Here is a 13,487-nt window from a genome sequence, read left to right as displayed (position 1 = left end):
TAGACTTCAATGGCTCAATTTTTTATTCATCGCCCGATTTTTGCATGGGTGATTGCACTGGTGATCATGTTGGCGGGTATTCTAACCCTATCCAATATGCCCATTGCCCAGTATCCGACCATTGCGCCGCCAACGGTCACCATTTCTGCGACCTATCCGGGTGCTTCGGCTGAAACTGTTGAAAACACAGTAACCCAGATTATTGAACAGCAGATGAATGGTCTCGATGGCTTGCGTTATATTTCATCGAACAGTGCCGGTAACGGTTCTGCGTCTATTGCGCTGAACTTTGAACAAGGCGTCGATCCTGACATTGCCCAGGTTCAGGTACAGAACAAATTACAGTCTGCCACCGCCCTGCTGCCGGAAGATGTCCAGCGTCAAGGGGTGAGGGTCACCAAATCAGGCGCCAGCTTCCTGCAAGTTCTGGCCTTCTATTCGCCTGATGGCAGCATGTCAGCAAATGACATCAAAGACTATGTTAACTCCAATATTTCTGAACCCTTAAGCCGTGTGGCGGGGGTCGGTGAAGTTCAGGTGTTTGGTGGTTCCTATGCAATGCGCATCTGGCTGGACCCAGCCAAAATGGCCAGCCTGCAAGTCACCCCAAGTGATATTGCCACAGCCATTCGTACCCAGAATGCCCAGGTCGCTGTCGGTCAGTTAGGTGGTGCACCCGCCATAGAAGGTCAGGTGCTCAACGCAACCGTAACGGCACAAAGCCTGCTGCAAACCCCAGAACAGTTCAGCAATATCTTCCTGAAAAATACTGCTTCAGGTGCACAGGTGCGTCTGGGTGATGTAGCTCGTGTAGAACTCGGTGCAGACAACTATCAGTTTGATTCCAAATTCAACGGCAAACCTGCCGGTGGTGTTGCGATTAAACTGGCAACTGGTGCCAACGCGCTGGATACCGCCCAAGCCGTTGAAGAGCGCTTAAAGCTGTTACGTCCAAACTACCCGCAAGGGATGGTCGATCAGCTGGCCTTTGACACCACACCATTTATTGAATTGTCGATTAAGAGTGTTGTTAAAACCTTAATTGAAGCGATTATTCTGGTATTCCTGGTGATGTTCCTGTTCCTGCAGAACTGGCGCGCCACTATTATTCCAACCATGGCCGTACCGGTGGTGGTCTTGGGGACCTTTGCCGTCATCAACATGTTCGGCTTCTCGATTAACACCCTGACCATGTTTGCGATGGTTCTGGCGATTGGTTTGCTGGTCGATGACGCGATTGTCGTGGTGGAAAACGTGGAACGTGTCATGGTCGAAGAACATCTCGACCCTGTGGCAGCCACTGAAAAGTCAATGAAACAGATTTCTGGCGCGTTAATCGGGATTACCTCGGTGCTGTCTGCGGTATTCGTACCAATGGCATTCTTCGGTGGTACGACCGGGGTGATTTATCGTCAGTTCTCGGTGACCCTGGTCACGGCAATGGTACTGTCGCTGATTGTAGCCTTAACCTTTACCCCTGCCCTGTGTGCGACCATGCTGAAACAGCATGATCCGAACAAGCCAGAAAGCAACGGTCTGTTTGCGCGCTTCTTCCGCTGGTTTAACCGCAGCTTTGACAAGCTGTCGGTGAAATATCAGGGCGGTGTGAACCGTATGACCCACAGCAAGATTTTCTCCGGAATTATTTACGGTGCAGTGCTGGTTGTGATTGTGCTGTTATTCCAGAAACTGCCATCTTCATTCCTGCCGGATGAAGACCAAGGTGTGGTGATGACACTGGTGCAATTGCCACCAAATGCCAGTCTGGAACGGACTGACAAAGTCGTCAGCACCATGACCAACTACTTCCTGGAAAATGAGAAAGAGCATGTCGAGTCTGTGTTTAGTGTGGCCGGCTTCTCCTTCACCGGGGTTGGACAAAACGCAGGTCTGGCCTTCATTAAGCTGAAAGACTGGTCAGAACGTACTTCGCCAGAATCTCAGGTCGGTGCGATTATCCAGCGTGGTATGGCACTGAACATGATTGTTAAAGATGCTTCTTACATCATGCCACTGCAATTGCCTGCTATGCCTGAACTGGGCGTGAGTGCCGGCTTTAACCTGCAGCTGAAAGATGCCAGCGGTCAGGGTCATGAAAAACTGACCATGGCACGTAACATCATTTTAGGTGAAGCAGCCAAAGATCCACGTCTGGCCGGGGTTCGTCCAAATGGTCAGGAAGATACACCACAGTACCGCGTGATTGTGGACCATGCGCAGGCCGGTGCCTTGGGCGTGAGTATTGCTGAAATTAACAGCACCATGGGCATGGCCTGGGGTGGTTCGTACATCAATGACTTTATCGACCGCGGTCGTGTCAAGAAAGTCTATGTTCAGGGTGAAGCAGGCTCACGTATGATGCCGGAAGACCTCGATCAATGGTATGTACGTAATAACCGCGGCGAAATGGTACCATTCTCGGCCTTTGCAACCGGTGAATGGACTTATGGTTCACCACGTTTAGAGCGTTATAACGGCGTATCCTCCATGAACATTCAGGGTACACCAGCGCCTGGCGTCAGCTCGGGTGATGCGATGGTGGCCATGGAAGAAATTATTGCCAAGCTGCCAGACATGGGCTTGCAAGGTTTCGACTATGAATGGACCGGTCTGTCACTGGAAGAACGTGAATCGGGTGATCAGGCACCATTCCTGTATGCCCTGTCATTGTTAATTGTCTTCCTGTGTCTGGCAGCGCTGTATGAAAGCTGGTCAATTCCGTTCTCGGTATTACTGGTCGTACCATTAGGTATTGTCGGTGCCCTGTTCCTGACCTTCAGCGGGATGGTGCTGTTCCAGAACCCGAACCTGTCGAATAACATCTACTTCCAGGTGGCGATTATTGCGGTGATTGGTCTGTCTGCGAAAAACGCGATCCTGATTGTCGAATTCGCCAAAGAGTTGCAGGAAAAAGGTGAAGACCTGTTTGAAGCCACTTTACATGCGGCAAAAATGCGTTTACGTCCAATTATCATGACCACTTTAGCCTTCGGTTTTGGTGTACTGCCGCTGGCCCTGTCTTCAGGTGCAGGTGCAGGTAGCCAGCACTCGGTCGGTTATGGTGTTCTGGGCGGCGTAATCAGTTCGACCTTGTTGGGTATCTTCTTTATCCCGGTATTCTACGTGTGGATTCGAAGTATCTTTAAATACAAACCAAAACAACAAAATCATCAGGAGCATGTATCGTGATGCAAAACTTATGGTCTCTTACAGGCCGTGGTATTGCGGTTTCTGCCCTTGCGCTTGCTTTGACAGCCTGTCAGAGTATGCGCGGGCCAGAGCCGGTTGCTCAGGCGAATATTCCGAGCAGCTATAGCAATGCTTCCGGAAGCTCTGTTGCAGAACAGGGTTATAAAGATTTCTTTGCCGATCAGCGCCTGCTACAGGTGCTGGATCTGGCCTTGACCAATAACCGTGATTTACGTACTGCGGCGCTGAACATCCAGCGTGCCCAGCAACAGTACCAGATTACTGAAAATAACCAGTTACCGACCATTGGCGCCAGTGGCAGCGTGTTACGTCAGGACACCATGAGCAATCAGGGTCGTGGCCCAAGCACCTCCTATAACGTAGGTTTAGGGGTCACCGCCTATGAGCTGGATTTCTGGGGTCGGGTCCGTAGCCTGCGTGACAATGCACTGGATAATTTCCTGGCCACCCAGAGCGCCCGTGATGCCACGCAAATTGCCCTGATTGGTCAGGTATCTCAGGCCTGGCTCAGCTATTCCTTTGCCAATGCCAACCTGAAACTGGCCGAGCAAACTTTAAAGGCCCAGCTTGAATCGTATAACCTGAACAAAAAACGTTTTGACGTTGGCATCGACAGCGAACTACCGGTACGTCAGGCGCAAATTTCAGTCGAAACCGCGCGTAATGATGTAGCTAACTATAAGACTCAGGTGGCGCAGGCACAAAACCTGCTGAATCTGCTGGTGGGTCAACCGGTTCCGGCCAATCTGCTGCCGGCACAGCGTATTACCCGCATTACCTCCAATACTGCAATTGGTGCCGGCTTACCAAGTGATCTGCTGGTAAACCGTCCCGATGTTCGTGCAGCGGAATACCGTCTGTCTGCCGCAGGTGCCAATATTGCCGCAGCGCGTGCCCGTCTGTTCCCGACCATCAGCCTGACCGGTTCCGCCGGTTATGCCTCGGCCGATTTAAGTGACCTGTTCAAATCAGGTAACTTTGTCTGGTCAATTGGTCCAAGTCTGGATATTCCAATCTTTGACTGGGGCACACGTCAGGCCAATATCCGCATTTCAGAAACCGATCAGCAGATTGCGCTGTCAGATTATGAAAAGTCGATTCAGACCGCTTTCCGTGAAGTGAATGATGCCTTGGCAGTGCGTGAAAATATTGGTGACCGGATTGCCGCACAGCGCCGTCTGGTTGAAGCCACCAATACCACCTATCGTCTGTCGGAAGCCCGTTTCCGTGCCGGCATTGACAGCTATCTGACCGTACTGGATGCACAGCGTGCCTCTTATGCAGCCGAGCAAGGGCTGTTATTGCTGGAACAGGCCAATTTGAACAATCAGGTGGAACTGTACAAAACCTTGGGTGGCGGCCTGAAAGCCAACACTTCAGATCAAGTGACCCAGCAGCCGTCTGTGGCAGAACAACGCCGCGCTGCTCAGCAATAAGATTGTCTGAGTTGCAGCGTCAAGCATCAGGGTGATTTCATTCTTATCGCTTGATAATCAAGCCAGTGAGCCTCGCGCTGACTGGCTTTTTCTTTGCCTGATGATGTGCCTGGATCATCCATTAAATAAAAGTAGCTCGATAGAGTGATGAGCAAAGCAAAGAAATCCTGTTTTGCTTGTAGTGACTCGCCAAAGGACTGGATGCACATCTGCCCGTATAAAACTGTAAAAGAGATGTTTTGATTGCATTTTGCCCGCAGTTTTTCTATCTTCATCAGCAATCTATTGTTATTGGTCATCACATGTTACTGAGTAATTTGGAATCTGTACCCGGACACACCATTCGCCAGCAAATTGATGTGGTATATGGCAGCACGGTACGCAGCAAGCATGTCGGCCGTGACCTGCTGGCCGGATTGAAAAATATTGTCGGTGGTGAGCTGACAGCCTATACCGAACTGCTGGAAGAATCGCGTCAGGAAGCCATGAACCGGATGATCGACAAAGCGCGCAGCATGGGTGCCAATGCCATTGTCGGAATCCGTTTTTCTACTTCCAACATTGCCCAGGGTGCATCTGAACTGTTCGTTTATGGCACGGCGGTGATTGTCGATCCAATCATGCCAAAACTGCCTGATCCCTTCCCTGCACAGGACTAAGTCATGGATGGATTGCTTCTGCAGCTGCTGATTTTTGCGGTACTGTTTGCCGTTGGCTTCGGTTTTGGCCGCTATAACGAACGCAAGCATTTTCAATATCTGGCCGAACAGGAACAGCGACTGGCCTATATCCAGCTCGACAGCAGCCGCTTTAAAAGCACCGACCTACCCGGCCAACTGGTCAGCAGCAATGTGGTAATTTCACATGATTACTTTAAATATGCAATTGCCAATGTGCAGAATTTACTCGGTGGCCGCCTGACCAGTTATGAAAGTGTGGTGGAACGTGCGCGCCGCGAAGCAATTGTACGCTTAAAGCTGGAAGCCGAGAAAATGGGCGCCACCCAGATTTTAGGTCTGCGTTTAAGCACCACCGAACTGGGGATGCAAGGTGGGATGGTGGAAGTGTTTGCGTATGGGACGGCCATCAAGAAATAAGCTGATGGCCTGATCTGTCTTCATCTCGTCAAATGCTCTGGAACGTATTACTTCACCTTCATTTTACGGATCATTTTATACAGCGTACTTGGCGACAGACGCGACACCCAAACCCCCAGTTTTTCCTTGGCGCCACCGACCACAATATATTCCTCACCCGCCAGCAAGGCACTGACCGTGGTCTGGGCAAACAGGTCCGGCTCCAGACCGTTTTCAATCGCTTCATCCTGATGGCCCTGCGGTTTGCCTTCGCCATTTAAGGCATTAAAAGATACATTGGTTTTGACAAAGCCCGGGAAAATTACCGAAACCTCGACGCCATCTTGCGCCACTTCCGCACGCAAACTGTTGGCCCACATATGAATTGCGGCTTTGGCCGCCGAATAAGAGGCACGGTACTGGGTGCCGAGCAAACCGGCGACACTAGAGACAAAGGCAATCCGTCCCGATTTCTGGGCAATAAAGGTCGGTAACACGGTTTTGGTCAGGAACACCTGCGAGAAATAATCGACTTCCATAATGGCACGTTCTGTCTGCATGGTGGTGTCCTGAATCAGCGCGCGCTGGCTAAGACCGGCATTGTTAATCAGCCAGTCTATCCGGCCTTTGGCCGCTAACACCTGCGCATAAGCATGCCGTACCTGTGATTCATCGGTAATATCGGCACAAACTGACACATGGCGTTCCGGGTTCAGTAAAGTCACGCGCACCTTTTCCAGTTCTTCATAACGGCGTGCGGTCAGAATGACGTCGGCACCTTGCAAGGCACATTCTTTGGCCAAGGCTTTGCCCAATCCGGAAGATGCCCCGGTAATCCACACCACTTTCCCTGTTAAATCCTGCTTGGCCATGAATCTGTCCCTCTATACGTTCATTTGTTGTGATGAATATCAGTGTAACCGCGCTCTGGCTGCGGGTCATTGCCCACAAAGCCCAGAAAATGATTGAAATACTGTTCCGTTATGCGGGTATCAAACTGGGTGCCGAGTTTTTCCAGCCGCTTATAGCCAAGCTGGGTGGTCAGCTGAATCACCCCGGTCAGGGTTTTATCGACCATAAAATTAAACTTCAGCATTTTCTTTGGCTCGCGGACCAGACTGGTCACGCCCTGATCGACAATCTGGGTAAAAGCCCGAAAGGCTGGCTGGATATAGGCACTATTGCCCTGCCGGATTTGTTCGACACAACCCAAGGTTTCTTTAATCAGCACATTATCGACCGGATAGGCCACATAGGCCTGCCCCTCTTTTTCATAGGTTTTCTGCTGCAGATAATTCACCATCGGCACCAGACGGTCATTGCCAAAAAAGGACACCGACCACGGCATATATTTTTGCACGGTGTCCATCACCTGCTGCACAATCTTTTCCGATTCACGGTCGGGCGAGCTGCTGGTCCGGGCAATTTCACCAAACACCTGATCGACAATTTCACAGGAAATATGTGACAGCACCTCGCCTAAAGGCTTGGCCAGACTGTGCGGATTACCCTGGTTAAACTGTTGATGTAACTGCTGAAAACGCTGATAGGTAGCTGGGCTTAATTTTAGTGCGATTGAATAGGTCATTGTTGTTCTCGCTTTTTTCGTCGTTGTTCTGCGAACTTTGCGCATTGTTATTTGCCTACATCATACGACGAGTAAGTGCAGATGCCAATTGCTTAAACAAGCCAATGATTCAGGCTGCCTAAGTCGCCATTTTTTTTGCTACAATAGATGCAATTTTTTATCTACTTTTGATCTGTTCGAACTATGACTGATTCAGCGCAAAATATTGCTACAACTTACGATCCGACCGCGATCGAGAAAAAATGGTACCAAACGTGGGAAGAGCGCGGTTACTTCAAGCCGTCTGAAAAAGGCGAGTCTTTCTGTATCATGATTCCGCCACCAAACGTCACCGGTAGCTTGCACATGGGTCATGGTTTTAACAATGCCATCATGGATGCATTAACCCGTTATAACCGTATGTCAGGTAAAAATACCTTATGGCAACCGGGGACTGACCACGCCGGTATTGCAACACAAATGGTGGTAGAGCGTCAGCTCGGTGCGCAAGGCATTAGCCGTCATGACTTGGGCCGTGAAAAGTTCATCGAAAAAGTATGGGAATGGAAAGAACAATCTGGCGGTAACATTACCCGTCAAATCCGTCGCCTCGGTTCTTCTGTCGACTGGTCACGTGAACGCTTCACCATGGATGAAGGTTTATCCAACGCAGTGAAAGAAGTGTTTGTAAAACTTCACGAAGAAGGCTTGATTTACCGCGGTAAACGCCTGGTGAACTGGGACCCTAAACTGCAAACTGCCCTTTCTGACTTAGAAGTTGAGTCTGATAAAGAAGAACAAGGTTCACTTTGGCACTTCAAATATTTCTTTGAAGATAAGTCACTTCGCACGCACGATGGTAAAGATCACATCGTGGTTGCAACCACGCGTCCTGAAACATTGTTGGGTGATACAGCGGTTGCGGTTGCCCTTGATGATGAACGTTATGCGCACCTTGTCGGTCAAAACATTATCCTGCCAATTACAGGTCGTGCGGTTCCTATCGTTAAAGACGAATACGTTGATAAAGAATTCGGTACAGGCTGTGTAAAAATCACCCCTGCCCACGACTTCAATGACTATGAAGTAGGTAAACGCTGCGAGTTGCCAATCATCAACATCTTCAACAAAAATGCTGAAGTGTTGGCCGAGTTTGAATACATCGCAAAAGCGGGTGAGCAAATTTCTAAAACCATTCCTGCCCCAGCGAACTACATTGGTTTAGAGCGTTTTGAAGCACGTAAAAAGTTAGTCGAACAAGCAGAAGCTGAAGGCTGGTTAGACCAAATTCAACCGTACACATTGAAACCACCTCGCGGTGACCGTTCAGGTGTGATCGTTGAGCCATTATTAACAGACCAATGGTATGTGAAGATTGCACCGCTTGCGAAACCTGCAATTGAAGCAGTTCAAGACGGTCGTATCAAATTCGTACCTGAGCAATACAGCAACATGTACATGGCGTGGATGAACAACATTCAAGATTGGTGTATCTCTCGTCAATTGTGGTGGGGTCACCGTATCCCTGCTTGGTACGATGCAGAAGGTAATGTTTACGTTGGACGCTCTGAGGAAGAAGTTCGTGCGAAAAACGGTATTGCCCCTGAAGTTGAATTGAACCAAGACGAAGACGTATTGGATACATGGTTCTCTTCTGGTCTTTGGACATTCTCAACTTTAGGTTGGACAGGTGACGAAGCGAAAGACAAAGAAAACTATTTCTTAAATACTTTCCACCCGACTGATGTATTGGTGACAGGTTTTGACATCATCTTCTTCTGGGTTGCTCGTATGATCATGCTTACGATGCACTTCATGAAAAATGAAGATGGCACACCACAAGTACCATTCAAAACTGTGTATGTACACGGTTTGGTACGTGATGGCGAAGGTCAGAAGATGTCTAAATCTAAGGGTAACGTGCTTGACCCATTAGATTTGATTGACGGTGTTGATCTTGAAACTTTAGTACAAAAACGTACCACAGGTTTGATGAATCCGAAACAAGCAGCGAAGATTGAAAAATCGACCCGTAAAGAATTCCCTGAAGGGATTCAATCTTACGGTACAGATGCAGTTCGTTTCACCTTCTGTGCGCTTGCCAACACAGGTCGTGACATTAAGTTCGACATGAAACGTGTTGAAGGTTACCGTAACTTCGCCAACAAAATCTGGAACGCAACCCGTTTCGTGATGATGAACTGCGAAGAGCAAGTGATTGGTCAAGACGTTCGTCAAGACCTTTGGGAATTGCCTGAGCAGTGGATTGTCAGCCGTCTACAAAAAGCGGAAGCTGCGGTTCAACAAGCCTTTGCGACCTATCGTTTAGACTTGGCTGCACAAGCGATTTACGAGTTCATTTGGAATGAATACTGTGACTGGTATGTCGAGCTGACGAAACCGGTTCTGAATGACGAAAACGTATCGGTTGAACGTAAAGCTGAAGTGCGTCGTGTGCTTCTTTCTGTAATGGAAGCCTCTTTACGTTTGGCACATCCGTTGATGCCTTACTTAACAGAAGAAATCTGGCAAACACTTGCGCCGAAACTCAACATTTCTGGCGAAACGATTATGCTCGCACAGTACCCTGTTGCTGACCAAGCATTAGTGAATGAACAAGCTGAAGCAGATATGCAATGGCTGCAAGGTTTGATTGGTGCGGTACGTAACATCCGTGGTGAAATGGGCCTAGGTAATGCGCGTTTGTTGCCTGTTCTTCTTCAAAACACAACGGATAGCGAGAAAGCACAAATCGCACGTATTGAACCGTTGTTTAAAGCATTGGCGAAAGTTGAAAGCATTACTTTCCTTGCAGATGCTGAACAACCGCCATTGTCTTCATCATCTGTAGTTGGACATGTGTCTGTATTCGTTCCTATGAAGGGTTTAATTGACCCGAAAGCGGAATTGGGTCGTCTACAAAAAGACTTAGACAAGGTTCAAAAACAGCATGACCAAATTGCAACTAAACTTTCGAATGAAGGTTTTGTGGCAAAAGCACCTGCGGCTGTGGTTGAAGGCGAGAAAGTAAAACTTGCTGAGTTTGCGGATCAGTTAGCGAAGATTAAAGCGAATATGGAGCAAATTGCAGCGCTTTAAGGTGTTGTTAGTTTGGTTCAAAAAAATCCCCTCTTCGTGAGGGGATTTTTTATTTCCATTTTTGGCAAATGTCTTCAAATGCAACGTCTTTCCATTGCTCTTTCCATAACGTCCAATATGGAATATCACTAGAAGATGGCTCAGGATTACAACGATCTATAGTAACGATAGATGGGAGTACTATTGAATCTCCTACTAGCAATGCATCACCTTGATGCAAGCTAGGCAAAATATCGATAATACCACCAAGCGAATCGGGTAAAAGTTTTCTTACATAGTTTTGATCGACAGGGTTTGTAAGTCGCATCGAAATAAAATTATTACATTGAGCAAAAATAGTTTCAGAAATTTCTGATGGTCTTTGACTAGATAACATTAATGTTATCCCATACTTTCTTCCTTCTTTAGCAATTCGCTCGATTGCAATTTTAGATGCTCGATACTTTGTTAGTTCACTGTTAGGAACATACTTATGTGCTTCTTCGTAAACCATTAAAATAGGAACATCATTATTAATTTTCTCTTCAGCATTAAGCTCAAATCTATGTCTTTTATAAAAATATCCATAATCGAATATTAATCTAGAAATTACTGAAACAGTAATTGTCAGCACTTCAAATGGAACATCACTTAAATCAATTACAGTAATATTAGATTCTTTATCTTTTTCAAAGCCTAAAATTTGTTTAAGAACATTCACAAACTCTATATCTTTAAGGTCGTTATTAAACATAAAACTTAAACGATCTTGTCTAATTTTTTCACTCAAACGATTATAGAATTTATCTAATGTTCCATCAGCATACATACCCTTATTAACATACGAATTTTTCGTAGGTAAAAACTTTAATTGCCTATCAAAAAAATAATTGATTTTTTCATCATCATTTTGAAAATAATAACCAACATCCTTATCAATATTTGCATCATCAATCATGCAATTATCTGGATTTTTAGAACTTTTAGTTTCATTTTTTAAATTAAAAATAGCATTAATAACTTCGTTTAAATCAAATTTTATTGGAGTATCATAAAAAATATTAGATATATCAGGGTTATGCTTTTTCTTATTAAGTGTAACTATTTTCCTAAATATTGAAGACTGATTATAATTATCACGTTCACCTGTATCCAATAAAATTTCTTCTAACTCATCACTATTAAGTAACCAATATGGTATTTCCAACGTATTAATATCTAAAAAATTAGCATTCGGAAATGCATTTTTATATTCAGAGTGAATATCAAAAATAATAATATGAGAATTATTCAGACTAAACTTACCACTTTTTGCAGATACTGCTGTTTGTAGAATTTTAGATAACGTATGTGACTTTCCTGAGCCTGTTGAACCCAAAATGGCAATATGTTTATTAAAGAACTTATTACCATCTATTGGTATTAGAACATTTTTATTAGTACTTAATTTACAAAAATTTAAACGTTTATCCTCTGAAATTGAATTATAAATCGCTCTAATATCCTCTAATGTAGCTGGTTGCACTAACTTAGGTGGAATTGCAATTGTGTCGCCACCTCTTGTAAATTCACCATCTTCCAATACACCTAATGGTAATGCTTCTATTAGATAAATTCTTTGGGTATTGTGATCAATTCCAATTGTAAAATTTTCAATAACAGCAATCAGTATGGCATCATCATTATTAGTCACTCTAATGTATGATCCAACTTTTAATGATTCATTAGGCAGCTTAAAATCTTCAAGATTTGTAACCTGCACAATAATTTTATTAGGTTTTACTGATATTACTTCTGCTAAACATCCTGTATCACTCACAAATCATTCTCCTCAAACAATCTAAATTTGAAAAATAAATATCAAAAGAATCATCAATATCTATAAATGGATTTTTTGAATACATTTGGTAAATATATTTATTTGAAATTTTTTCTTGATGTAATTGATTAAAATCATCAAGATCATTAATAATTTTCAAAAAAACTCTATAAGGATTACCATAATCTACAACATCTCGTATAAATAATTTAGGATCAAAACTACTTCCTTTATAGTAATAACCATCTTCTATTAAAAAATTTTCACTTATCAATTCTTTTTTAATTTTGCACAGATCTTCATCTTTAAAATTATGTAAATATACATAAGGACAAAATTTTTCAACTTGTCTTACAGCATGTTGATTTGACCATTTATGACTAATACTCTTTAAAAGATTTTTTATTTCATAAAAATCGATACCTGATGCATCTATCAAAAAAAACCTATTAAATTTAGACTGAGTATTATTAAAATATCTTTTTCTTATTGACTTAGAGTACCTTTCTCCACTTATTCTTTCCAAATACCAATGATCAAAAATCATTTTTTTAGAATACTTGAGATCACCAATGAATCGACTTTTCGTAATTTTTCTTTCGGTTTCCAATTGGTTTTTGGCTAAATTTCGTATGATATAGATACTTTTTGCATAAAAAAACTCTGCATCACCACTAGAACATATATTTAGTTCAGATAGTTTTTGCAGTATGGACTCATGCTGTTGATCTAAAGATTGACCATCAATATTAAGAGTTAACTTACTTAAAAATAGTTCTAAATTTTCATCATTTAAACTTAACTCTTCATGAATTTTCGTGGTTACACTCGGTTTATCTTCTTTTTCTTGTGTTTTACTTGTTAAAAGGCTCTCTTTAAGATAAGCAATACTAATAGGAAGTAGGATTTTATCTTGTCCACTTTTATAATGACCAAATAATTTATATTGTATTAATTCTTTACCGTCTTTAACTCTTTTTGAAAAATCTTTAACCATCCAAACTATAGCTTCTTTAATTTTTGATGGCGTAAAATCGCTTTTTTCATAATATTTACATTGTATGGCAACTGTTTCACAGCCTATCTGCTCAATATCAATATCTTCAATACCTTCAACAGTAAAACTAGCATTTTCATCTTCATGGTTCAGGATTTGCAGAATCGTATTATCAAACTGATATAAATAGCCCCTAATTGTATCTATCGCCTGTCTATTTGGCTCAGACATTTTCACCCCTATAGAAATAAAAATTAAAAAAATAATTGATTATTCTATATTCAGTTCAAAAAATTATCTAATA

10 protein-coding genes are annotated in these 13,487 nt (G+C 44.0%); 5 read left to right on the top strand and 5 right to left on the bottom strand.

All coding sequences use genetic code 11. The features are described 5' to 3' along the window. The first annotated feature begins 9 nt into the window (after window positions 1-9). Window positions 10-3,189 carry an efflux RND transporter permease subunit gene (locus FTT68_RS00650; RefSeq protein WP_016659891.1) on the top strand — a complete coding sequence of 1,060 codons (3,180 nt, stop codon included), beginning with the start codon at window positions 10-12 and terminating at the stop codon, window positions 3,187-3,189. Beyond that, complete coding sequence (gene adeK, locus FTT68_RS00645; RefSeq protein ID WP_005176082.1) at window positions 3,189-4,646, top strand: multidrug efflux RND transporter AdeIJK outer membrane channel subunit AdeK; 1,458 nt, start codon at window positions 3,189-3,191, stop codon at window positions 4,644-4,646. Before FTT68_RS00650 ends, adeK begins: the two co-directional genes overlap by 1 nt. Before the next feature lie 26 nt (window positions 4,647-4,672). Here the strand turns inward: adeK and FTT68_RS00640 are convergent, their stop codons facing one another. Then, complete coding sequence (locus tag FTT68_RS00640) at window positions 4,673-4,945, bottom strand: hypothetical protein (protein WP_034597392.1); 273 nt, start codon at window positions 4,943-4,945, stop codon at window positions 4,673-4,675. Between the two features lie 3 nt (window positions 4,946-4,948). Between FTT68_RS00640 and FTT68_RS00635 the strand changes: the two genes are divergently transcribed. Both FTT68_RS00635 and FTT68_RS00630 read left to right on the top strand, forming a co-directional pair. Next, window positions 4,949-5,305 carry a YbjQ family protein gene (locus FTT68_RS00635; protein WP_005176080.1) on the top strand — a complete coding sequence of 119 codons (357 nt, stop codon included), beginning with the start codon at window positions 4,949-4,951 and terminating at the stop codon, window positions 5,303-5,305. A gap of 3 nt (window positions 5,306-5,308) precedes the next feature. Then, window positions 5,309-5,743 (top strand): YbjQ family protein, encoded by a 435-nt coding sequence (locus FTT68_RS00630; RefSeq protein WP_005176078.1) that lies wholly within the window; start codon window positions 5,309-5,311, stop codon window positions 5,741-5,743. Window positions 5,744-5,790: 47 nt separating this feature from the next. Here FTT68_RS00630 and FTT68_RS00625 read toward each other — a convergent pair whose 3' ends face one another. Continuing rightward, a complete protein-coding gene (locus FTT68_RS00625) occupies window positions 5,791-6,594 on the bottom strand; it encodes an SDR family NAD(P)-dependent oxidoreductase (protein ID WP_160241550.1) in 804 nt (267 codons plus the stop codon). 20 nt (window positions 6,595-6,614) lie between these two features. Continuing rightward, window positions 6,615-7,310 (bottom strand): hypothetical protein, encoded by a 696-nt coding sequence (locus FTT68_RS00620; RefSeq protein ID WP_005176074.1) that lies wholly within the window; start codon window positions 7,308-7,310, stop codon window positions 6,615-6,617. 183 nt (window positions 7,311-7,493) lie between these two features. Between FTT68_RS00620 and FTT68_RS00615 the strand changes: the two genes are divergently transcribed. Next, window positions 7,494-10,388, top strand: a complete 2,895-nt coding sequence (locus FTT68_RS00615) for a valine--tRNA ligase (RefSeq protein ID WP_180006807.1) — start codon at window positions 7,494-7,496, stop codon at window positions 10,386-10,388. 49 nt (window positions 10,389-10,437) lie between these two features. Here FTT68_RS00615 and herA read toward each other — a convergent pair whose 3' ends face one another. Next, a complete protein-coding gene (herA, locus tag FTT68_RS00610) occupies window positions 10,438-12,186 on the bottom strand; it encodes an anti-phage-associated helicase HerA (protein WP_180006808.1) in 1,749 nt (582 codons plus the stop codon). After that, complete coding sequence (locus FTT68_RS00605) at window positions 12,179-13,414, bottom strand: DUF4297 family anti-phage-associated protein (protein WP_045795824.1); 1,236 nt, start codon at window positions 13,412-13,414, stop codon at window positions 12,179-12,181. Before FTT68_RS00605 ends, herA begins: the two co-directional genes overlap by 8 nt. Window positions 13,415-13,487 lie beyond the last annotated feature (73 nt).

The sequence above is a fragment of the Acinetobacter sp. Q85-2 genome, from assembly GCF_013420555.1.
GTDB classification, from domain to species: Bacteria; Pseudomonadota; Gammaproteobacteria; order Pseudomonadales; family Moraxellaceae; genus Acinetobacter; species Acinetobacter indicus.
Note: the sequence above shows the minus strand (reverse complement) of the source record. Positions and strands in the feature narration are given on the sequence as shown.

Excerpts from the sequence above, each read along its gene's own strand:
- adeK (WP_005176082.1), top strand. The coding sequence starts at position 3,189 with ATGCAAAACTTATGGTCTCTTACAGGCCGTGGTATTGCGGTTTCTGCC.
- FTT68_RS00635 (WP_005176080.1), top strand. The coding sequence starts at position 4,949 with ATGTTACTGAGTAATTTGGAATCTGTACCCGGACACACCATTCGCCAG.
- FTT68_RS00605 (WP_045795824.1), bottom strand. The coding sequence starts at position 13,414 with ATGTCTGAGCCAAATAGACAGGCGATAGATACAATTAGGGGCTATTTA.
- FTT68_RS00650 (WP_016659891.1), top strand. The coding sequence starts at position 10 with ATGGCTCAATTTTTTATTCATCGCCCGATTTTTGCATGGGTGATTGCA.
- FTT68_RS00630 (WP_005176078.1), top strand. The coding sequence starts at position 5,309 with ATGGATGGATTGCTTCTGCAGCTGCTGATTTTTGCGGTACTGTTTGCC.
- FTT68_RS00620 (WP_005176074.1), bottom strand. The coding sequence starts at position 7,310 with ATGACCTATTCAATCGCACTAAAATTAAGCCCAGCTACCTATCAGCGT.
- FTT68_RS00615 (WP_180006807.1), top strand. The coding sequence starts at position 7,494 with ATGACTGATTCAGCGCAAAATATTGCTACAACTTACGATCCGACCGCG.
- FTT68_RS00640 (WP_034597392.1), bottom strand. The coding sequence starts at position 4,945 with ATGACCAATAACAATAGATTGCTGATGAAGATAGAAAAACTGCGGGCA.
- FTT68_RS00625 (WP_160241550.1), bottom strand. The coding sequence starts at position 6,594 with ATGGCCAAGCAGGATTTAACAGGGAAAGTGGTGTGGATTACCGGGGCA.